General features: G+C 43.0%; 15 protein-coding genes. 11 read left to right on the top strand and 4 right to left on the bottom strand.

What is annotated here, in order from left to right:
• Positions 1-66: 66 nt before the first annotated feature.
• Positions 67-927: an ankyrin repeat domain-containing protein gene (locus AC1DYB_RS16005; RefSeq protein ID WP_477436387.1), complete on the top strand. Its 861-nt coding sequence runs from the start codon at positions 67-69 to the stop codon at positions 925-927.
• Between the two features lie 91 nt (positions 928-1,018).
• On the opposite strand, the gene AC1DYB_RS16000 is transcribed toward AC1DYB_RS16005, so the two are convergent.
• Positions 1,019-1,264, bottom strand: coding sequence for a putative signal transducing protein (locus AC1DYB_RS16000; RefSeq protein WP_295713238.1), 246 nt, complete (start codon positions 1,262-1,264; stop codon positions 1,019-1,021).
• A gap of 132 nt (positions 1,265-1,396) precedes the next feature.
• Here AC1DYB_RS16000 and AC1DYB_RS15995 point away from each other — a divergent pair, with 132 nt between their 5' ends.
• Entirely contained in the window at positions 1,397-4,507 is a 3,111-nt protein-coding gene (locus tag AC1DYB_RS15995) for an AsmA family protein (protein ID WP_477436385.1), read from the top strand.
• 242 nt (positions 4,508-4,749) lie between these two features.
• Here AC1DYB_RS15995 and AC1DYB_RS15990 read toward each other — a convergent pair whose 3' ends face one another.
• Positions 4,750-5,106 carry a winged helix-turn-helix transcriptional regulator gene (locus AC1DYB_RS15990; protein WP_477436383.1) on the bottom strand — a complete coding sequence of 119 codons (357 nt, stop codon included), beginning with the start codon at positions 5,104-5,106 and terminating at the stop codon, positions 4,750-4,752.
• A 115-nt stretch (positions 5,107-5,221) separates the two neighbouring features.
• Here AC1DYB_RS15990 and AC1DYB_RS15985 point away from each other — a divergent pair, with 115 nt between their 5' ends.
• Positions 5,222-5,830: an FMN-dependent NADH-azoreductase gene (locus AC1DYB_RS15985; protein WP_477436381.1), complete on the top strand. Its 609-nt coding sequence runs from the start codon at positions 5,222-5,224 to the stop codon at positions 5,828-5,830.
• Positions 5,831-5,902: 72 nt separating this feature from the next.
• Here the strand turns inward: AC1DYB_RS15985 and AC1DYB_RS15980 are convergent, their stop codons facing one another.
• The gene (locus AC1DYB_RS15980; protein ID WP_477436379.1) at positions 5,903-10,054 is read right to left on the bottom strand and encodes a two-component regulator propeller domain-containing protein; all 4,152 of its coding nucleotides are present in this window, start codon (positions 10,052-10,054) and stop codon (positions 5,903-5,905) included.
• Positions 10,055-10,339: 285 nt separating this feature from the next.
• Positions 10,340-10,774 (bottom strand): hypothetical protein, encoded by a 435-nt coding sequence (locus AC1DYB_RS15975; protein WP_477436377.1) that lies wholly within the window; start codon positions 10,772-10,774, stop codon positions 10,340-10,342.
• Positions 10,775-10,977: 203 nt separating this feature from the next.
• On the opposite strand from AC1DYB_RS15975, the gene AC1DYB_RS15970 reads away from it, so the two are divergent.
• From AC1DYB_RS15970 to AC1DYB_RS15935, 8 genes are all read left to right on the top strand, one after another.
• The gene (locus tag AC1DYB_RS15970) at positions 10,978-11,607 is read left to right on the top strand and encodes a hypothetical protein (protein WP_477436375.1); all 630 of its coding nucleotides are present in this window, start codon (positions 10,978-10,980) and stop codon (positions 11,605-11,607) included.
• A gap of 294 nt (positions 11,608-11,901) precedes the next feature.
• Entirely contained in the window at positions 11,902-12,348 is a 447-nt protein-coding gene (locus AC1DYB_RS15965; protein ID WP_295719095.1) for a Fur family transcriptional regulator, read from the top strand.
• The gene (locus AC1DYB_RS15960; protein ID WP_477436373.1) at positions 12,345-13,178 is read left to right on the top strand and encodes an N-acetylmuramoyl-L-alanine amidase family protein; all 834 of its coding nucleotides are present in this window, start codon (positions 12,345-12,347) and stop codon (positions 13,176-13,178) included. The genes AC1DYB_RS15965 and AC1DYB_RS15960 overlap by 4 nt, the downstream gene beginning before the upstream one ends.
• A gap of 64 nt (positions 13,179-13,242) precedes the next feature.
• Positions 13,243-15,537: a glycoside hydrolase family 20 protein gene (locus AC1DYB_RS15955; RefSeq protein ID WP_477436371.1), complete on the top strand. Its 2,295-nt coding sequence runs from the start codon at positions 13,243-13,245 to the stop codon at positions 15,535-15,537.
• A 270-nt stretch (positions 15,538-15,807) separates the two neighbouring features.
• Entirely contained in the window at positions 15,808-17,238 is a 1,431-nt protein-coding gene (locus AC1DYB_RS15950) for a serine/threonine protein kinase (RefSeq protein ID WP_477436369.1), read from the top strand.
• A 32-nt stretch (positions 17,239-17,270) separates the two neighbouring features.
• Positions 17,271-18,233, top strand: a complete 963-nt coding sequence (locus tag AC1DYB_RS15945; protein WP_295719105.1) for a hypothetical protein — start codon at positions 17,271-17,273, stop codon at positions 18,231-18,233.
• A gap of 90 nt (positions 18,234-18,323) precedes the next feature.
• A complete protein-coding gene (locus AC1DYB_RS15940; protein WP_477436367.1) occupies positions 18,324-19,763 on the top strand; it encodes a PP2C family protein-serine/threonine phosphatase in 1,440 nt (479 codons plus the stop codon).
• Positions 19,763-23,854 carry an FtsW/RodA/SpoVE family cell cycle protein gene (locus tag AC1DYB_RS15935; protein WP_477436365.1) on the top strand — a complete coding sequence of 1,364 codons (4,092 nt, stop codon included), beginning with the start codon at positions 19,763-19,765 and terminating at the stop codon, positions 23,852-23,854. Before AC1DYB_RS15940 ends, AC1DYB_RS15935 begins: the two co-directional genes overlap by 1 nt.
• Positions 23,855-23,861 lie beyond the last annotated feature (7 nt).

The following is a 23,861-nucleotide window of genomic DNA, read 5'->3' as shown; positions in this document are numbered from 1 at the left end:
ATTTAACTGGGCTATAATTTACAATAACTGTATCTTTATAGTGATAAGGGTCAATTAATTACCAAAATGAAAAATTCCGATATCACAGATCCGCTATTTCGCGAGGCCGTAGAAGCTATTGACCGGGGCGATGTAATGTTGTTGAAAGATCTTATAACCAAAAATCCACAATTGGTAAGTGACAGATTGAACTACCCCGAACCCGGGTATTTTAAGGATCCATACTTGCTTTGGTTTATTGCAGACAATCCTATCCGTAGTGGTAAATTACCTACTAATATTGTGGAGATTACCCAACTGCTCATTGGGTTTTTAAAAAAGGAAGCCAGCGATACCATGCAAATGCAACTGGATTATACGCTGGGGCTGGTTGCAACCGGGCGAATACCCAAAGAGTGCGGAGTGCAAATTGAACTGATAGATTTGCTGATTGACGCGGGCGCAAAACCCGGCGGTGGTTTAGGCGCGCTGGCACACGGAAATTTTGAAGCAGCCGCGCACCTTGTTGCACGCGGAGGCAAACTTACCCTGGCCGTGGCAATTGGTCTTGATAGGATGAATGATGTGATGAAGATGACGGCAACCGCAGGTAAAGAAGAATTGTTGCTGGCATTGGCCGTGGCCGGTTTTTATGGCAAGCCCAAAATGATAGCTTATTTATTAAGCTTGGGGGCCGAACCCAACGGCTATCCTAAAAATAATGCAGGCTTTCATACACATGCTACCCCCTTACATCAGGCTGTATCATCGGGCTCGCTGGATGCTGTAAAACTACTTGTTGAAGCAGGCGCACGCCTTGACGTAAAGGATTTGATTTATGACGGTACACCACTTGACTGGGCAGAACACATGCAAACGGGCGAAAACCTGGATGATGAGGCAAAACAGGATTTTAAATTAATTGCCGATTACCTGAAAGAAAAGTAAGCATCAGGATACAAAGCATCCTCCCAACATCGTGCTTGCTTTATATGAAGATTGCTTTATTGGCCAATAAAACTAAAGTATTGGATGCGAATTATTGTCCGCTAATCCCATATTCCTCAATTAGCTTCAGCGCTTTTTCATGATCCTCTAAAGCTACTACAACTTTGGCAGCTACAGATCCTCCGGCTTCTACCAGCCATGGGGCAATACTGCTCATGAACTCATCTTGTACAAAAGCCTGGATGCCTTCCTGTTCAAGCATGCCCTGTATCATGCCGGCATCAACTGGCGAACCTGCAAATACTATTACTGGGTCCTGGTTATTATTGGTTTTCATTTTTAGATTGGTTTATCAAATGTTAGGGTTTATTAGCATAGGTTAATAACTTTTATTAGCCTGTAATATTGTTAAATTTCTCCCCGTATCCACTTTTACTATTACCTTTATGGCACTTGATAAGCTATATTTATGCCGTTCCCGATAAAAAAAGTTGTGTTAAAAACGCTCAAAATATTTGGCGTTACCCTGGTGAGTTTGTTAGCCTTAATGTTTTTGCTACCCTATCTTTTCCCGCAAACAATTACCAATAAAATAAAGCAATGGGCGGGTGGCAGTATCAATGGTAAGCTCAATTTTTCGGGAACCAGTCTTTCATTCTTTAAAAAATTCCCGGCGCTTACCCTTACGCTGAATGATTTTTCGCTCAACGGCAGCGCGCCTTTCCAAAACGATACGCTGGTAGGCGCTCAGGAGGTTTCATTGGCTATTGATCTGTCGTCGGTTTTTAAAAGCAAGATCAATATCAACCGCATTTATTTAAGCAAGGCAACCATCAATATCCAGGTAGATAGTGCCGGTCGTGCCAATTACAATGTATATAAAGCAAAAAACGCGCAGCCTGCACAGGCGGCAGATACTGCAAGCGCTTCGTTAGGTATTGAGCAAATATTGATAGAGAAAAGTCATTTGGTTTACAATGACAGATCAATGCCCATGCTGCTTGATGCCCGGGACTTTAACTACAAAGGCAGCGGCGATCTTACCAAAGATGTTTTTGACCTTTATACGCATACCGAGATCGGCTCTGTTGATTTTACTTACGCCGGGCAACCTTATATCTACCACAAAAAAGTAAATGCAGACCTGGTTACCAGCATTAATACCAAATCACTGGCGTTTGTATTTCAAAAAAACAACCTGCTAATTAACCAGTTGCCGGTTGATTTTAAAGGCCGGTTTGAGTTTTTGAAAGATGGTTATGATATGGATTTCAGGATCAGGAGCGATCAAAGCGACCTGAGTGATATTTTTACCGCCCTGCCTGCCCAATACGCCAAATGGACGGATGATACCGAACTAAACGGTACCGGTAAAATAACCATGTCGCTCACAGGTAAATACATCGCCTCAAAAAAACAAATGCCCGATCTGGATTTCAGTATGAAGATCAGGGATGGTTATATCGCCAATAAAAACACGCCCGAGCCTGTAAAGAACCTTTTTCTTAATATGAACGCTAAGTTGCCCGGTTGTAATCCCGATAGCCTTAACCTCAATATCGATTCGGTATATTTCAACATCGGGAAGGATTATTTTGGCTCGGTGATTAAGGTAAAAGGGATCAAATCGCCAACTGTTTTTGCCAAGATCAATACCGAGATTGACCTGGAGAAATGGAACAAGGCCTTTGGTGTTAAAGCATTTGATGTAAAGGGCAGGTATTCGCTGCACATGATAGCCGAGGGTAAATATGCCACCGGGATAAGAAAGACCGGCATAAGGCATCATATAGATACGGTGATTACCAGCATCCCCAAATTTACGCTGCACTCAGGTTTCAGGAATGGATATTTTAAATACGCCAAACTGCCCGAAGCTATGAAAAACGTCAGCTTTAACCTTGATGCCAATTGTCCCGACAGTAACCCGGCGCATGCCACCATGGCCATGACTAACCTTAACATCAATGCTTTAAATAACTACATTAAAGGTTATTTAAAAATGAGCAATACTGCCGGCGCTATGATTGATGCCGACTTGAAAGCCAAATTTAATTTAAGCGATATCAAACAGTTTTACCCACTTGATAGTATTGACCTGCGCGGCAACCTGGATGCTGATGTACAAATCAGGGGCAGGTATATCCCGGCGCGAAGGATTTTCCCGGTTACCAACGCGCAGATAGATTTGCACGGCGGCTATATCCAAACCAAATACTACCCGCATCCACTGCAAAATATAGAGGTAAGTACGGCTATCAGCAATAATACGGGTTCATTAAAAGGATTGAAGGTGAACATTAAACCTGTTTCATTCACTTTTGAGGGGCAGCCATTTATGCTTAAAGCCAACCTGAAGAATTTTGATGACCTGGATTACAGCATCAAATCGCAGGGATCGCTGGATATTGGTAAGATTTACAAGGTGTTTGCCATAAACGGTTACAACGTTAAGGGGGTGATCACTACCAATCTATCTTTAAAAGGTAAGCAAAGTGATGCCACGGCGGGCAGGTATGATCAGCTGGCTAACTCTGGCACAATGAAGGTTAAGGATATCGCGCTTACTTCAGATCTGTTCCCTAAACCGTTCCTGATTAAAACTGGCCTCTTCAGCTTTAACCAGGATAAAATGAAGTTTGATCAGTTTACGGCCAACTATGGTAAATCGGTTATTGTGCTTGATGGCGCGTTATCAAACGTGATAGATTACGCCCTTAAACCAAACTCGCCGTTAAAAGGTGAATTTAAACTAACAAGCGGACTTATTATCGCTGATGATTTTATGGCCTTTGCGAGCGGGCCTTCAACGCCCAAAGCTGCAAAACCGGGCGTGATCCTGGTACCCGCCAACCTCGATTTGAATTTTACTGCCGATGTAAAAAAAGTAAAATACAATGGCCTTGATATTAATGATGCCAAAGGGCAGATGAGTATCAGCAATGGGCAGATTGTTTTAAAACAAACAGGCTTTACTTTGATAGGCGCACCGGTAGTAATGGATGCTACCTATGGAAGCATAAGCCCGCAAAAAGCTTATTTTGATTATCATATTGATGCTAAAGAGTTTGATATAAAACGGGCATACCGTGAGGTGAAACTATTTCATGACATGGCCACATCCGCAGCAAATGCAGAAGGTATTGTATCCTTGGATTATAAGCTGAGCGGTAAACTTAACAGCGATATGAAGCCTGTGTATCCGTCACTAAAGGGTGGGGGCGTACTATCTGTTAAAAAGGTAAAAGTAAAAGGCTTTAAACTGTTTAGCGCGGTAGGTAAACAAACCGGGCGCGATAGTTTGGGCGGTAAAAATGATGTGAGTAAAGTAGATATTAAGTCAACCATTGCCAATAATATTATCACCATTGAACGCACCAAAATGCGTATGGCCGGTTTCCGCCCGAGGTTTGAGGGGCAGGTAAGTTTTGACGGCAAGTTGAACCTGCAATTCCGCCTTGGCCTGCCGCCGCTGGGTATTTTCGGCATCCCGATGACCATTACCGGCACAAAGGATAAACCAATTGTACACCTGGGCAGAGGGAAAAAAGAGGATGAGCTGAAGGAAACGGAGGAGTAGATTTTGGATGTGCAGATTTCAGATATGCAAATGTGCAGATATGCGGATTTCAGATGTGCGGATTTAGGTGTGCAAATGATGCTGTGGGTATCAAAGAAGCACGTCATTGCGAGGTACGAAGCAATCTCCAAATAGGCAGATCGAACTTACATAGCCTGCTCTGTATAGCTTAGAGATTGCTTCGTACCTCGCAATGACGGGGTGTTTAACAGTTTCCTATCCTGGCTTTTAGCTCCCCAATCTTACATCCCGGCTATGATTCGTTTACGGTGTTCTTTGCCCCATTTGTACAATTCAAGAATTACGTTATCCAACGAATGTCCATATTCGGTAATTGAATATTCAACCACCACCGGTACCGAATTATAAACAGTGCGCTTTATGAGCTGGTTCATTTCAAGCTCGCGCAATTCTTTGGATAGCATCCTGTCTGTTATTTTCGGGATCTCTTTTGCCATCTCCCCAAATCTTTTGTTCCCGAATGTTAGTGAGATCAAAATTGGCAGTTTCCATTTGCCGTTTAATACTTCTATCGCATCTGTTACCGGCAATAACATACTGGTGCACTTGCCGTGAGTTTTAACTTCTCCTAATTCCATTTCTTCCTGTTCAAGGGTTAACTATACCAAAGGATAGCGCTATCCTTTGGTATAGTACTTACTATTGTATAGCAAATGTAAATACCTTTGAGTTATAAATGAAAAATAAAATATCATGAAAAAAATTCTGAACATCGTTACCAGCGTTAAGGGTAACGAATCTTTTAGCATCAAATTATCAGCTGCCATATTAGAAAAACTATCATCGGTTTATCCAAACAGTGAAGTACATACCCGTGATTTGGCCAACGCTCCTTTGCCGCACCTGGAAGAGACGCAATTTGCCGCCTTTCAAACACCAGGAGAAATGCGCACGGATGAGCATAATGAAGCCGTCAAACAATCGGATGAGGCTATAAAAGAGTTGATGGAGGCTGATATTATTGTAATTGGTGTGCCTTTATACAATTTTGGTATTCCATCAACCTTAAAGGCCTGGATTGATCATATTGCAAGGGCTGGTGTTACCTTTAGCTATGCAACTGGTGCGCCCAAAGGATTGGTCATCAATAAAAAGGTTTACCTGGCTATTTCATCAGGTGGTGTATATTCAGAGGGGCCGATGAAAAGCTATGATTTTACAGAATCATATTTGAGAGCAGTTTTGGGTTTTATAGGCATGACAGATGTTTCTGTTTTTAGGGTAGAGGGGATATTTGTGCCGACGCTTGCGGCTACAGCAATGCCAAAAGCTTTGGAAAGTGTTACAGCTCACGCTTTTTAAAAACAGGGCGATTGGAAACCCGCTGTGCTATGTCAAAGATATTGAACAGCGGGTTCTTTATTTTAACCCGCTTTATGCTTTAAAAGATTCATCAGTTTGCAATGCCCATTTTTCGAGCTTATTAACCACGTCGTCTAATTTAAAGGGCTTGCTTATATAATCATCCATACCCGCATCCATACAAATCTTTAAGTCGGTTTGGAGTGCATTTGCGGTCATGGCTATAATAAATGGGCGTGTTGGGAAACGTTTCTTTATTATTTGGGTGGCTTCCAGCCCATCCATTTTGGGCATTTGTACATCCATCAAAATAATGTCGAATGTTTTTTTATTAACTAAATCCAGGGCTTCAAGTCCATCTCCCGCCAAATCTGCCTCATATCCTAATTTACTCAAAACCTTCAGGATCAATTTTTGGTTCATCGGGTTATCTTCGGCAACCAAAATATTCAATGGATACCTTTTTGAAAAATTATCAGGTAGTTTATGTTTTGTAGCATCAACGTGCAACTGGTCGTTAGTAGTTGATGTTATATGCTTGCCCAATTCTTTTACAATGTGCTTGTATAAATTATTTTGTTTGGCAGGTTTGGTTAATATGGAACAAAATAAACCGGGATTATCTTTATGGAAAATGTAGCTTATCGAGCTCAAAAGCATAATAGGTAATTCGGGATATTTGCCGCGGATTAAGATTGCCAGTTCAATACCATCCATAAACGGCATTTGCATATCGGTAATAACCAGCTTGAAATCATTATTCTGCAGTAATATATTAAGCGCCTGCTCGCCAGAGTTGGCTATTACCGGGCTTAGCTTCCACTGCTCCAGCTGGCCTTTTAAAATTCGGCAGTTGGTATCATTATCATCAACAATCAAAATTTCACTGTTTTCAAAACCATCCATATTATGGTTTACGTGGGATTTATCTGGCTGTAAACTTTTTTGGGAGTGAATAGAAAACTGGAAAGTACTCCCTTTGCCAATTTCGCTTTCCACACTAATTTTTCCGCCCATTAACTTTACCAGCTGTTCACTTATTACCAGGCCCAGGCCTGTACCTCCGTATTGACGGGTTGTTGAAGAATCAACCTGCGAAAATGCTTTAAACAGCCTGTGCAGCTTATCGGCAGATATGCCAATTCCGGTATCCTTTATCTCAAAACCTAACTCAATTTGGTTATCTTCTAAAATGCTGATTAAGTGCACCGCTACATAGATTTCTCCCTTCTTGGTAAACTTAATGGCGTTACTTATTAAATTGATCAATATCTGGCGAAGCCTTAAGCTATCGCCAATGATTTGTGCCGGCACATCGTAGTCTATCTCGTAAACCAGGTCGAGTTTTAAGTGGGCAGCTTTTAAAGCAAAAACATCAAAAACTTCTTCGATGCAGGTTCGTAAACTGAAATCCTTTTCCTCCAGCTCCATATTGCCCGATTCTATTTTAGAAAAATCTAAAATATCATTGATCACCGCCAGCAAATCTTCACCACAGGTTTGGATAGACTCGGTAAAAGTTCGCTGTTCTTCATCTAAAGAGGTTTCGCCGAGTAAGGAGGCCATCCCGATTACGCCGTTCATTGGCGTGCGGATTTCATGGCTCATGGTAGCCAAAAAGATGCTTTTGGCCCGGTTTGCCTCCTCGGCTTCACGAACGGATTTCTTTTCAACTTCTATTGCCCGGGCTAATTGTTCGGTACGTTCTTTAACCTGGCGCTCAAGTTCGGTTTTCTGTTTTCTGATTGCACGCGTGCGAATGAAGTAGAATGCGGGTCCGCTACCAGCAAAAATTAAAACTACCACCAACTTAAACCACCAGGTAAGCCAAAAAGGAGGTTTTATATAAATGATTATAGATGTGCCCTGGTCATTCCATCTGCCATCGTTATTTGATGCCTTAACCCTAAAAGTATATTTTCCTGCATCCAGGTTGGTGTAAGTGGCCGTCCGTTTATTGCTGATATAATTCCAGTCTTTATCAAAGTTTTCCAGCTTATAAGCATATTTGTTTTTTTCGGGAATGGTATAATTGAGGGCCGCAAATTCAAATGTAAATACGGATTGTTTGTAAGAAAGATTGATAGCGCTTGTTTCGCTGATATCTTTTGGGAGGATGGAGTTTTTATTTCCCGAGGTTACAGGTCTGTTAAAAATCTGGAAACCTGTAATATAAACCGGGGGAATAAAGTCGTTGTCTTTTAAACTATCGGGATAAAAAGTGCTGAATCCGTTTACGCCGCCAAAAAACATTTGCCCATCTTTAGTTTGAAAACAGGAATGCCCTTTAAATTCATTTCCCTGCAATCCATCAGAAATGCCATAGGATCTGATAGCTTTGGTTTTGGGGTTAAAGCGGGCGAGGCCCTTGTTGGTGCTTAGCCAAAAATTACCTTTATGGTCTTTCAAAATGGTGTAGATCACATTATTGGGTAGTCCATTTTTTTCGGTGTATGCTGTAAATGTTTGGGTTCGTCTGTTAAAATAGTTTAGTCCTCCGCCATTTGTGCCCACCCATATATCGCCGTTCCCGGCCTCGGCAATAGATTCTACAGTATTGCTTGATAGGCTGTGCTTGTTTTCCTCATCGTGCCTGTAATGAGTAAATCGGCCACTTTTAGGATCAAGCATATCCAGACCGCCATCTGTACCCGCCCATATATTACCCTGTTTATCCTCAAACACGGTGGTAATAATGTTGCCCCCTATGCTGTTGTTATCCGAAGGGTTATTCTGGTAGCGCGTAAATTTATCGGTTTTAACGTTATAATAATTGAGGCCGCCTTTCCAGGTGCCTATCCAAATATTGCCTTTGCTGTCCTTGTACATATTATTGATATCAGAAAGGGAAAGGCTATGAGGATCGTTTGCCTGGGGCATATGGTGCTTAAAAACACCTCTTTTTTTATCAAACACATCAAACCCGCCGTTGTGATAACCAAGCGCGATAAGGTTCTTATCTATTGGTACAATTGCCAGGATATAATTATTACTGATGGTATTAGTGTTTTTATCGTTATGCAGGTAATGAGTAAAGGTTTTTTTCTTTTTGTTGAATAAGTTAAGGCCGCCGCCATCGGTACCAATCCAAATGTTTTCGTCACTTTCGTCGCCAGAGATGGAGAGTACATTGTTATTGCTTAAACTATTAGGATTGTTTGGGATTTGGCTATAGGTAGTAAATTTATCACCAAACCTGGGCAAAAAATTAACCCCGCCCGAGTATGTGCCTATCCAGGTATTCCCGGTATCATCTTTATATAAACAATAAACAGAATTACTGCTAAGGCTGGATTGATCGTTTGCATCAAATTTGTAACAAACGAACTTATTGGCAGTATAATCAAAAACACTTATTCCACCGTTTTCCGTACCTACCCATAGCTTTCCATCGGCGCCTTCCATTATCGAAAGAATATCGTTATGGCTGATACTGTTACTGTTTAACGGGTTGTTTTTGAAATTTATAAAAGAGTCGTCTTTACTGTTATATAATGCCACTCCGCCGCCAAGCGTGCCGATCCAAATATTGCCTTTACTATCTTTATAAACAGCTTTTATCCAACTGGAGCCAATACTTTTATTGTTTGCAGGATCATGCGCATACCGGATAAACTTATTGTTTTGCGGATTAAAATGATACAAACCATCATCGGTGCCAATCCACAACCAACCATTATTATCCTGGGTAATTTGGTATATAAAATCGTTAATTAAACTGTTGGCGTTTTTACCCGGATGGGTATATTTCTTAAATGAGCCATTGGCTGCATTAAATAAATACAGGCCCTTACTGGTGCCCAGCCAGATCCTGTTTTTATTATCGAGGAAAATAGATCTGACAGAATATGTTATATGATTGTTGGAGTAATGGATAAACGTATTTGTTGCGCGGTCAAACCTATCGAGCCCGCTATCGGTTCCTATCCATAAATTACCGGCCCCATCTTCCATCAGGGCTAATACATAATTATCAATAATGCTGGCTTTATTATTCTGATCGTGCTTGTAGTGCGTAAACTTATAACCATCATATTTATTCAGGCCGTCTTCGGTTCCAAACCACATAAAGCCCCGGCTGCCTTTAATAATGGCACACACATGGCTTTGGGAAAGCCCTTCGTTTGTGCTAAGCCGTTTAAATTTTGGATTTTGGGTTTGCGAATAAGACAGGCCAGGATAAAGCAGGTATAAACACGAAATGAAAAGAAATATTTGCCTCATTTTATCGTGTCAATGCTTTTAATGGTGAATGTATTGTTAATCTATAGTTAAGTAAGCGCTGCCTGTTATAATATTTTCGCAGTCTGTATGGCTTTTGATTTAAATGGATAAGTACTTATGCTGATACGTAAATAATGGGGAAATTGTTTCCTTGTATTACTTTTTAGTTAAGAAAATTGATGCGTTGCCTGTTCCCCGTTTTTAGAATCAAGTCTTTAAACCAATAAACAGGTTTGTTGCTTGCTCCCCATAAGGGGAACACTATTTATTACTGCAATTCAATAATCAGGTAAGTTTAATTCCGGCATAAATTACCCGATCCCTGCTTTCGGAATTCCAGGCAAAGTTAAGCGGCGTGTTCTTTTTGCCAATGCTTCCTAATTTTCCCCAGTAGGCCGTGGGGTATTTATGGTGGGAGCCATCTAAAGGGCCGCTTACTACTACAACCACATGGCCATGGCTTTGCGGGGGATTATTATCATGACCTTTTAAGCCACCAATCACAAGCCATCCTTCGTCGGCCTTGTTTTTTGCATCTATACCATCATTTAAGCTAACCCATTCGCCGGTTTTTATTTCATCCACTATCTCATCTGCCAGGCCGCTCAATTCAATATCGAATGTAGTGCTTACAGCTTTTGCAAAGCCGCTGCAATTGGCGCTGTTTGCGTTAAAAACAGCCTCGCATGTATTGATTATTTTTTCTGCTAATGGGTTCATAAGTAGGTTTTTAGGTTAGTATTTGTTAATGTTTCAATAAAAATACGTAATTTTTTTTTGAAACATTATAGTTAGCCGGCGCAGTTTCCTGGCGCATCATATTACAGGGCATTTTAATTCTGTATACGGTAAACGTTCTTACTTAAATGTTTCTGTTTGTTACTTATAAATCATAATATTATTTTAGCCTAATATAATCATTCATGAAAAAACTTATCCTAAGCCTGTCTTTAGCTATAACCTGCCTTATAGCCTCGGCACAATCATTTGAAGGCAAAATTACTTATAGCAACACCATTAAAAGTAAATTACCTAATGTAAGCGATGCGCAGTTTACCACTATGATGGGCAGTATTCAAAACTATTATGTAAAGGGCGGCGATTACAGGTCTGATTTGAACGGGACTTTGCTGCAATGGCAGCTGTACATTAATGCTGATAATAAGCTTTATAACAAAATGAGCAACTCCGAAGCTATTCTTTGGAATGATGGCGCCGTTAACGCCGATGAGGTCATCAGCGCCGAACTGCACAAAGCGGTTACTGATATCCTGGGTTATAAATGCGACGAACTGGTACTTACCTGCAAAAGCGGCATTCAGAAATACTATTTCACATCCAAAATACCGGTTGATAGTAAATTGTTTATCAACCACAAATTTGGCAACTGGTATACCATCCTTTCAAAAACCAACGCCATGCCATTAAAAATGACTATCGACAACGCCCAGTTTTACATAGAAAGTACCGCGACCGAAATTAAACCCGGTAAATTGGATGCGGCCTTATTTACTTTGCCTGCTGGTGTAGCTTTGCAAAAAAGCCCGTATTAATACAAAACTACACACAAGGAGATAGATGTGCTACTGCCATCCCGAAACGGGGTGGCAGTTTATTTTTGAAAATCAAAAGCAAGATAGTTGCTGAATGAAAAGCTGTTGAGCATGTTTTGCCTGCGGGGTGAAACGCGCTTTGTATAGCTCAATTACAGGTTTGCAATTTCATCCTTAATTCAGCGTTATACATGCAATCGGGGATTTACAAATTAACCTCGTACGCAATTTTAAACCATTGTATATTCTTGTTAAATTTGTATCCTTATAAAACACTACTCCCCGAAAGGTTAAATGGCACAAACCCGTAATAATTTTCACTTTGAAGATTTGCTGAACAAGCATCATTTAAAAAAAACAGCCCCAAGACTAAGGGTGTTGTCCATGATGTCGTCGCGCAGCGCGGCCACTTCCCAGCCCGATCTGGAAAGTGTGATGAATGATATAGACAGGGTTACCCTGTACCGTATCCTCAACGCGTTTGAGGAAAAAGGAATCATTCACAAAGTATTTGATTTGAACGGTACAGCCAACTATGCCCTCTGCTCATCCAATTGCAGCGAGGAGCATCATCACGATGAGCACCTGCACTTTAATTGTACCGAATGCAAAAATGTGTATTGCCTGAATGATCTGCACCTGCCGGCCATCAACCTTCCCCCCGGGTTTGAGCCCCGGTGTTTTACATTATATGCAACGGGTTTATGCCCCAAGTGCAGTAAAAAGGCTATAAAAAAATGATCCTGAATAAAAAGCTTTTACATATTATAGCTGCTAACTGCTGCTTTGTGTCCCTGATTTTTTGTCTTTGCTCTTTCGCACCCGGCAGGGATACTATTCCCGTTAGTTCAGCCTTCCGGTTTAAAACGGTTATCATAGATGCCGGTCATGGTGGTAAAGACCCCGGCGCGCGTGGTTCCTATTCTGTTGAAAAGAATGTGACGCTGGCAATCGCCAAAAAACTTAAAATAGCTATAGATACAGGCATCAAAGGACTAAACACCATCATGACCCGTACCGATGATACCTTTATTCCGCTTAATCAGCGATCGGCCATAGCCAACCAGAATCATGGTAACCTGTTCATTTCTATCCACTGCAATTCATCGCCGGAGGGTAACGCGGCTTCGGCACATAAACGCAAGGGGGTGCTGTTGCTGGTTTATGGTTTTCACAGGCTGAAAGAGCAGGAGGAGGCCGTAAGAGAAAACTCGTCTATATTTATCGAGAAGGACTATAAGCAAAACTACGAGAGCTATGATGAAAGCGACCCTTCAAATGCCATTATCCTAAACGCCTATATTCAAAAATACCGCAAGCAAAGTATCCTGTTTGGCGACCTGGTGAACTCCGAGTTTACAGACACCAACGGCCGCTCAAGCGAGGGGGTAAAAGAGCAGGGCGTATTGGTACTGGCCCACAGCGCTATGCCCGCCGTACTTGTTGAAACAGGTTTTATTAACAACCCCGAGGAGGAGGATTACCTGAACTCTCCCGATGGGCAGAACGAAATTGTACAATCTATTATTACCGCCATAAATAATTACCGCAAGGCTATAGGCAGCTTGTAATTTTCTGGGATAATATCATACCGTCGCTATAATCAGTTATATTCGGCTTTATAAATCTATACTGATGATAAAGCTGCTTAACTCCTGTAAGTTCCTGGTAAAAACTTTAGTCCTGGTATTGTTCATCAGCAGTGCATCGGCACAAATTAAAGAGCAGGGCATAATTCCACAGCCTTACAAAGTTGAAAAAAGTAATCTTGTATTTGCTTTCTCCCCGGCAACAGGAATAGCTGTTGGTGATGGTATCGATGTCAACAATCTTAGTTTTTTTAATCAGTATTTCCATTCCCTTTCAGGGCATACGCTGTCGGTAAATAATAAATCGGTAATTCCTTCTATCAATTTAGATATCGACTCTTTGGCCATCACTGCAAAAGAAGGTTACCGGCTAATCGTCACTCAAAAAAAGATAAAAATAATTGGTCATGATGAGGCCGGTGTATTTTATGGGCTGCAGTCGCTTGTTCAATTGCTGAAACCATCCAACGGAAAAATAACCGTACAAGGCTGCACCATTGAAGATCATCCGCGCTTTGCCTACCGTGGGATGCACCTGGATGTAAGCCGCCATTTTTTTGATGTGGAAACCATTAAAAAATGGTTAGATATGCTGGCGCTGTACAAAATCAATACCTTTCACTGGCACCTTACCGACGACCAGGGCTGGCGTATAGAAATAAAGAAATACCCATTACTGCAAAGCATCTCGGCCTATAGGGATGAAACTATCATTGGGCATAAAAGGGATAGCCCGCACCTGTTTGATGGCAAACGATATGGAGGTTACTATACGCAGGACGAAGTTAAAGCGGTTGTAAAATACGCCATGGAAAGGCATATCAGTATCATCCCTGAAATTGAAATGCCCGGGCATGCACTGGCTGCACTGGCTGCTTACCCGCAGCTGGGCTGTACCGGTGGTCCGTATAAAACGGCTACCTACTGGGGCATATTTGATGATGTGTATTGTGCCGGTAATGATGAAACTTTTATATTTCTGCAAAACGTGCTGGATGAGGTGCTGCCGCTATTTCCATCAAAATATATTCATATAGGTGGCGATGAATGCCCAAAAACCAAATGGCAAACCTGCCCCAAATGCCAAAAGCGAATTAAGGATGAGCATTTAAAAGATGAGCACCAGCTGCAAAGCTATTTTATTGGTCGCATGGAGAAATACCTGAACAGTAAAGGCCGGCAAATTATTGGCTGGGATGAGATATTAGAAGGCGGCTTAACCCCCGGCGCAACCGTAATGAGCTGGACGGGCGAGGAGGGTGGCATAGCTGCAGCCAAACAACACCACGACGCTATCATGACCCCCGAGAAATATGTGTACTTGGATTATTACCAGTCTCTTTACGCTGCCGAGCCAATTGCAGGCGGGGGCTACACGCCGCTACGCAAGGTTTATAATTATGAACCAATAACCAAAGAGCTATCCGGCGATGAAGCCACCTACATTAAAGGGGTACAAGCCAATGCATGGAGTGAGTACATGACCAGCCCGGCACAGGCCGAGCGGCAACTATTCCCCCGGATGCTGGCTCTGGCCGAGGTGGGGTGGTCAGCAAAGGAGAATAAGGATTATGATGGGTTTTTGAAGCGGTTAAGATATCAGCACCCAATGCTGCAAAGGCTCAACATCAATGCCGCCAACACCTTTGACGAAATAACCGGCGATATAGGCACAAAAGCAAACCATCAAACATCGCTTAGTCTTAATACAACCCTGCCGGGTGGTAAAATATTTTACACAACCGATGGGTCGGCACCGGGGCTTAAAAGTAAATTATATAGTAAACTCTTAACCATCACCTCATCGGGCAACATCAAAGCCGCTTTGTTCAGTAATGGTAAACAAACAGGGCGCACATACATGCAAAGTTTTAACATGCACAAAGCGGTTGGCAAAACAGTAACGCTGGTAAATCAGCCTAAAGGTACCTATAACACCGGCGATATCTCTGGCCTGGTAAACGGCGTGTTTGGGAATAAGCTTTATAACGATGGCCAATGGTACGGTTTTAACGGCGATGATCTGGATGCACTGGTCGACCTTGGTTCGGTGCAAAAAGTATCACAACTGGGTATCAATATTTTAAAATACCACTGGCAAAAAATGTGGGAGCCGTCGCTGCTCACTTTTGAAGTATCCGAAGATGGGAAAACCTATACCGAAGTTTATCGCCAAACGGAATTTACCGCCAATGGCATTAATGCGGTGAGGGCGAATATAAAACCATTGCAAGCCCGGTACATCAGGGTAAAAGGTACCAATAAAGGCGTTATTCCGCCGGGCGAGTACATTGCCGGGGCAAAAGCCTGGCTGTTGGTGGATGAAATAAGTATCAAGTAGATGTGCAAATTTCAGATGTGCAGATGTGCAGATTACAGATGTGCAGATGAAAAATAGATATGCAAATTTTAGATGTTCAGATGAAAATCATCTGAAATCTGCAGATCTGTAACCTGCACATTTGAAATCTGCACATCTAAAATCTGCACATCTGAAATCTGCATATAAATTTTCATATTTTTATAACCAAACACTAATGTGTGCGTTATGTTGAGGTAACAAAGTTTAACAATTGTTATTTTAACCTTATAGCACTGCAAGTATAACTCAATGAGCAAAGTATTTACAATAACCGAAGGCTTGGAGAATATGGGGGCTTTGCGAACGGGCGGGCAAGGCTCTGTTTATAAAGGCAGGCGTTACGGCCCCATCATCACGGCGGTAAAGTTATTGCCGACCCCTATTCATACCGAAAGTACCGACGATAAGAATTTTAGAAACTTCCAGAACGAGGTTGAAAAACTAAAAAAGGTAAACGAAGAGCCTAACCCCAATGTGGTTAAGATCTTAAACTCTGGCATTACCGAGAGTGGCTCGTTCCCTTTCATCGAGATGGAGTACATTGATGGACCCGATCTGGAAGATCTGCTGAAGCCACCGCATGAGCCCATCTTTACCATTAAAGAGATCATTAAACTGGCCGATCAGCTGGCTAATGCCCTATCACACTGCCACAAGGTTTCGGTAAAGCATGGCGATATTAAAAGTAATAACGTAAAGTTCAACGTTCATACAGGCAACTATGTGCTGCTGGATTTTGGCCTTTCGGCAATGTCTGATGATCAGCGGCGTACCAGTATTCGCCATGCCGGCGCCATAGAGTTTATGGCTCCCGAGCAGAATGAAGGGCTGATGTATTTCCAGACTGATGTGTACAGCTATGGCATTATTCTGTATGAACTGATTGGAGGGCAAGTGCCTTTCCCATTGCGTGATAACGGCGAAACCGCCCGCAACGCGGTAATGCTGGCGCACATGGATAACCAGGTGCCCGATGTAATGGAGCTGCGTAAAAAGAATTTACCAGCCAGCTGGAATGATCAAAAGAAGGAACATGAAATGCTGGTGCCGGCCTGGCTGCTTAAAATTGTTTCTAAATGTTTGGAAAAAGAGCCCGAACACAGGTTCCCGAGCGGTATTGAACTGCAGGATGCCCTGGTACATAGCAGTATTTCAGCGGTAAACAGCAACCAGGTTGATGATTCATGGAACGCATCGGTATTGCTCAAGGAGAACGAACGCCTGCAGGGCTTACTGCTTTACTACCAGGAGGCCGAAAGTGCAAAGGGGGGGGATGTTATACCCAATAGTTCAGAGTCGCCGGTTGGTGTTGGCAAGCACGCGGTGCGGATCTCCAGACCGGTATTTATCGGTTTAATTGTATTATTGGTAGCACTTACCGGGTTTTCGTCTGTTATGGCTATTAAACACCGGCGGGGTATCTACAATACTTTTTTTAAATCATCGCAGCCGCCAAGAGATACTTTAAGCCACTTTGTTAAGCCGGCACAGGTTGATAAAGCGAAACCGGATAGCAACGTAAATCAACCCGTTAACAATGATAATGCATCAAGCATTCCGCCCGAGGTTGATTCAATTGCAGATTCAATACTCAGGGGAGTGAGGCACAAACCCAAAAGCGATCCGCAATTTTATCGCGATAGTGTAAAGGCCGCCGATACAACAAAATTGAGTTTTTAGTTAATGATAGTTAATCTCTAAAGATCCTCGGAATGGAATCAAAATCTACATTTTGGCAAAAAATAGGTTTGCAGGACTGGTTTCTGCCAAATGGAAAAGCTGCCGCTGTTGCCGCGGTAAATAATAAATCACTCACACCCGATGATGTTTACATGTACATTATCGAAAAATTCAGGGAATCAATTGGCCAGCTTTCTTTTGCCGATCGCGTGGTGTTTTACCATGAATATATCATCAGTTTTAACGAGGAAGATTACCAGGAGTTTATCAATAACCGCTCGGGCTTGTTTGGTATTATAGTTCACGAGTCGGTAAAGAAGTTTTATGAGCTCCTTCGCGAACACCAGGAGGTTGGTAAAAAGGTAGAGCCATCCAGCTCAAAATGGGTGTTCAGGCTGGTATCACATCCAGATTATGCCAAGGGCGATAAAGGTTTTATAGGTAAACTGTTGCCCGGTAGCAATAAAAAGGAAGAGAACCTGCGGGTTACTTTTATCCCCCGCCATACGGGTGTTGCCCAAACTTTAGATATCAGTAATGATATCCTGAAAGGCTTTACTTATTACAGCGAAGGCTATTATGAACTCCCTTACTCCAACGAGCTGCATTATGATGAAAAGGATGTAGTGAAACCCGGTCAGCAGGTTTTGGCCCGGCTGGATACCATTATGCCCGATAAACAGTTTGTGGGCCGTAAGGTAGAGTTCCTGATGAAGAATGAGGATATAGTAGTATCTGGTAATGAAGAAACCCGCGAAGAAGCAGCGGTATTTAAGATCCCGAGCGATTGGGTAAATACCCCGCACCTGCGTATCCGCATGAATAAAGCCGATGGCAAGCTGTACCTATCCTCATTTGGCGAGCTCACCATGATCAACGAGCAGGAGGTTACCCGCAGTGATGTAAACTCACCACAATGGGTAGAGTTGCCTTTTAATTCAAAAATATTGCTGAATGGTATCATCGGCATCAACATATTTAAACCCGAGGCATAATGTCACAAATATTATCAATTGGCATATTGGCAATATGCGTTTTATTATTGCTGGCCCATTTTATTGACATTAAACAATCCAGTAGAAACCATGACAAATAATTTTTTCGGGATAACGGATACGGGCAGGCAGCGGGATAATAACGAGGACGCCTTTATTGCTCAAAAAACCGGTGATGGTGACTTTATCATTGCTTGTGTTATTGATGGCGTGGGTGGTTATGTAGGCGGCGAAGTAGCTGCAGAAATGGCACGGGAGTGTATCATCAAAGATCTATCGTTCATAGCAGGCAACATTCCTCCCTTGCTGGTAAACACTTTTATTAATGCCAACAAGCAGATCTATGACCGTAAATTGCAGCAAAAAGAGCTTGCAAACATGGCCTGTGTACTTACACTGGCTGTTATTGATTTAGAGAATAACCAGTTTTATTATGCCCACGTTGGCGATACGCGCTTGTATTTGCTGCGCGATAATTCGCTTATCAAAATATCAAAAGACCATTCTTTTGTAGGTTTTCTGGAAGACTCCGGCCGGTTGAGCGAAGAGGCGGCAATGGATCATCCAAAACGTAACGAGATTAACAAAGCGCTTGGTTTCGACCCAAACATAGCCAAGGATGCCGATTTTGTAGAAACCGGTCACTCACCATTTTTACCCGGTGATACGCTGCTGATATGCAGTGACGGCCTTACCGATATGGTAGATAAAAACCTGATAAAAGGTATTTTAACCGGAAGCGGATCATTGGAAGACAAGGGCGCAAAACTAATTAATGCTGCTAATAGCAAAGGAGGCAAGGATAATGTGACTGTTGTGCTTGTGCACAATGATAAGGCTCCGCGCCAGCAAAATGCCACGCGTCCGGCAGCTGCGGCAGCAACAAGGGTTGCCGAAGAAATTATAGATCCCATACATCAACCTAAATTACCAGATCCCCCGCCAATATTGCGGGTAAAGCAAAAAAGTAACCGGGGTACGGTGATCGTGCTTGCTATTTTGTTCCTGGTGTTTTTATGCGGATTTGTGTGGGAGTACTGGGTAAACCAGCAGTTAAAGCATGATGACGTTAAGCCACCTGTTGCTATAAAAGCAGTGAAGCCCAAAAGCGCCGGAGAGATCAAGCTGCAGGATACCCTCAATAAATTAAAAGGCAATACACTTATATTATCTGAGGCCGATTTTAAGGAGCCTATTATTTTAAGCGACTCCATTTACATAGCAAAGGATAGTTTGTACATAAAAGCAAAAGGTAAAATTGTGTTCAGGAAGGATTCTGCCTACAACGGGCCAGGTATAGTGCTATCGACCAAAAGCAAGTATGTGGTGTTGGATAGTGTGGCCTTTGATGGTTTCCGGGTGGCGGTTGCAACCCATAATGATGCCCTGGTGTTAAAATATGTACAGTTTAATAACTGCGCTTTGCCCGTGCAAACCTCCTATATTTTCCCCGATAAAAAATACGTTTCGGGCAGGTTGTTTGGCGGTATGTTCAAAATAGATTCACTACCCAAAGTCATCAAAAAATAATGGATAAGGGTACACCCGCGGCTCCAGGCAGGCGAATGGAGCGACTGTTTTTATTACTTACCGGCATTGTGCTGCTTGTTTTGTTTGGTAAACTGTATGCCGTTTTGCAACAGAAGTTTGTTGATGTAGATAAACGGCTGCAGGATGGTACCATTGTAAACCTCAATGCGCCAAACCCCGCCAGGAATGTAGCCGCGCTATTAAAAAAAGGGTATTATTTTGACGACCCCAGGGATGTTGATTACATCCAATCAACTATTGCGGGTAAGGCAAATGCAGCCACAGCTTTTGATAACGCCGGTGAGCTTAATAAACGTAGGTATTACGTTAATGCCGATGAGGCCATGGAGCGAGGAGGCGAATCGTTCAGGCAAAGAGTTATGGATTCGCGCGAGTTGCTGGGTTACACAGGTGATGATTCTATCCGGTTTACTCAGGAAAAAAGCCACCCGCCAGAGGTCCCCGCACAAAATGACCTGGGCCTGGGAGAGTATAGCATTAGCGGTACTATTAAACATAAAGACGGGCTGGTTGCCGGGGTTTTGGTTAGGCTGAATATGATATTGCCTAAGGATAGCATCTACTCTGACGAGGAAACCGCCGCTAAAAATACAACAACCGAAAATACCGTTGCTTCAAAAAAAATATATGTTTTAAATGGCGATAAAAAACGCCAGCTGCAATCGCTAACTGCTTTTGCCCGTACTGATGCTTACGGTAAATACGCCTTTAAAAACCTGCCTACCGATAAAGCCTTTGAACTGTTACCCCTGCAACCGGGCTTTGAGTTTGGTCGCTCGCAAGGGGTGGTTGAGTTGAATGACGATAAAACCATTAACTTTTCACAGTCGGCGCATAGTATAAAGCTGCTTTCAACCCGCGATTTTAATATCCTGAAAAAAGAAGGAGCATTCATTGTTCGTACTATTGATGATTTTAATACCTGGTACTGGATCATAGCAGCCAGCTTTTTTGCCGGTTTCATCCTCATCCATATCTTGCTCAGTACTCGTTATCCGCAGGCCGATCAATTGATTTTACCCCTTGTAATGATGCTCACCGGCATCTCGTTCCTTACATTACTAAGTTTGCAGGACCCTTTACGGGATAGGTTTTTAGCCAAAGATACCCTGATGTATTTAGGCATAGGCGTTGGAGGTGTATGCCTGATGATGTTTATCAATCTTCGCCGCCTTACTGCCGATTCTATGTTATACAGGCTGCTAATTTTTAAAAATACCCGCAGCGCGGCAAACGGCTGGCCTTGGGCTATCGTGGCGATGGGCATTTTGTTCAGCACTATTTTATTTGGTACCGGCCCAGAAGGGAGCGGAGTGAAAGTTAACCTTTTGGGATTTCAGCCAAGCGAGATCGTTAAATATTTGATCGTTATTTTCCTGGCGGGATTTTTTGCGGCTAACGAAAAATTCATCAGCCAGTACGCCAGTTGGGGAAAACGCTGGTCGTTTTTTTCATTTGCTTTAACAGCTACGGTGATAACCCTGCTGCTGTTTTTAGTTTTGGGCGATTTGGGCCCGGCAATGGTGATCTGCTTCACGTTTATTATCCTGTTCTCCTTCTCCCGCGGCGATTTCCTGTCGATGGCCGGTTTTGTGGTTTTGTTTGTATTGATCACCTGGTTTTTTGATAATGTTTGGCTTAGCGCCGGTATTACTTTTGGTATACTGGGTTTAGTAGGATTTTTAAAACCGCGTTTCCTGAGCGAGTCGGCTATTATGGCGCTTATTGTGGTGAGCGCGTTTTTAACTATTGATAAAATTCCGGGGCTGGATAAGATCATTCCCGGCCCGGTTGAAAGGTTGGTTGAGCGTAAAGCCATTTGGCAGGATCCGTGGAACAATGAAGTGTACGGTGGCGACCAGGTAGCCAACGGCCTATGGGCTATGGCCGGCGGCGGCTTAACCGGCGAAGGTGTGGGCCAGGGTTTCGCGAAAACCATACCCGAAGCGCATACCGATATGATATTGCCATCTATTGGCGAGGAGTTTGGCTGGGCCGGTATGGCAGCCGTATTTATATTGTTTTTGCTGTACCTCCACCGCTCTATTATCATTGGGCGGCAAACTGGTACGCCGCTGCTCTTTTACCTCAGCGCGGGCATAGGCGTATGTACCTTTGTGCAGTTTTTGCTCATCGCGGGTGGATCAATCGGCGCTTTGCCGTTATCGGGGGTATCCCTGCCTTTTGAAAGTTACGGTGGTTCATCACTGGTAATTAATTTATTGGCTACCGGTTTTTTACTCTCTGTATCTATGGTAAAAGGTACGCAGGTGCAAATGAGCTTTATTACCAAACAACAGGATAAAAACCTGGTGCCTGCTTTGGCAGCTGCATTGGCTGCGGTGGTTTTGTTAACGGTGAATGTATCGCGCTACAGTGCCGACAATAAAAAGTGGGTGGTTAAACCGGCGCTGGTTGCCGATAAAAGCGGACTGCGGATGTTTAGCTATAACCCACGTATAGCTATCCTGATGAACAAGCTGCAGGCTGGTTCCCTATTGGATAGAAATGGGTTGATACTGGCTACCAGCAGGCCCGAACTGATTGAAAAGCAAAAAGCAAAATTGGCAACATCGGGTATAAGAAATTATGACCTCGACTCGGCCAAACACAAAAGACTGGAAAGATTTTATCCTTTTGAAGAACAAATGTTTTTTTGGACGGGAGATGTAAATACCGGTGTGTTTAACGGAAGCACCAATGGTTATTTTGCCGAGTACGAGCATGCCGCCGAGCTGCGCGGCTTTAAAATGCCTATCACCAGTTACAATGTAAAAGCATCCCGTTTCCAGGAAGACAGATTTTTGCCCCGTGGTGTAAAGGAAATGACGGTGGCCAAAAAAGATTATAGCGCATTGGCGCCGCTGCTACTGACAGATATTAACGGGCCTGAAGTAGCCGCATTTAAAAACCGCAACCGCGATGTAAAGCTTACCATGGATGCCGATCTGCAAACCAGTATTCAGCAATCTATAGCAACAGATACTTCCCTGTATGATAATCGCGTATCTGTGGTAGTGATGGAAGCCAGTACCGGCGATGTACTGGTATCGGCACAATACCCGCTGCCGCCCGTACATAACTGGGATCAGATAACGATGTCGCAGACGGATCAGAATAAATTATCCAACTGGATGACCACTACAGATTTGGGCTTTACCTACGCCTCGCAGCCTGGCTCAACGGCAAAGGTGTTAACTGCTATGTCGGCATTTAACAAGCTTGGAATGGCTGCAGCTGAGGTTACCTATCATGTGAGCACTGCGGAGCGCATCCGTACCAAAGGCATAGAGCCGGATGAAACCGGGGTAATCACTATGGAGCGGGCGATAGCGAAATCAAACAACGTATATTTTATTAAGCTGGCCAACCAACAGCATTTAGAGGAATATATGGTTAACCTTTACATGAAAACAGGAATGTTTCTGCGTGGCGTGGGTGGTTACTATTATAATAAACCGGCAGATAATGATGCACAAGAAGAAAAATGGCGTAACCTGTGGCGCAAAACCGAATTTAATACCAAGCCCCGTTATGACCCTAACAATATCCATAAAACCAGGGCTAAGGGTATCTCGGGTATGGCATGGGGTCAGGGCGAGCTGATAGCTACCCCGGCATCTGTGGCCCGGCTGGTATCGGGCGTGGCTAATAACGGTGTACTATTGGCCAATCGTTTTGTACTGAACATTGGCAAAACCAAAATGCCGGTAAAAGAGGGTATCAAACTGGCCGACAAGCCAGATTACGCCGCTATGTTGAAGCAGTACATGATAGCCCAAAGCGCGCCTAAAGTACCTATATTGGGTATAGCGGTTGCCGGTAAAAGCGGTACGCCTGAGCGTATTGTAAAAAATAAAAGCGTGAACGACGGCTGGTACGTGTTTTTTGCACCCGAGGCAAACGGAAAGGGTAATATGGTTGTTTGTATCCGTGTAGAATCAACCAAAGGGTCATCAGATGCTGTGCATTTAGCTGGTAAGCATGTAATACCATTCCTACTCAAGAAAGGTTATATGAAAAGCATAACCCCGGTAAATGTAGAAACACCAGAAGAAGTGAATCAATAAAAAATAT

It is taken from the genome of Mucilaginibacter sp. P2_A4 (assembly GCF_056405015.1).
Note: the sequence above shows the minus strand (reverse complement) of the source record. Positions and strands in the feature narration are given on the sequence as shown.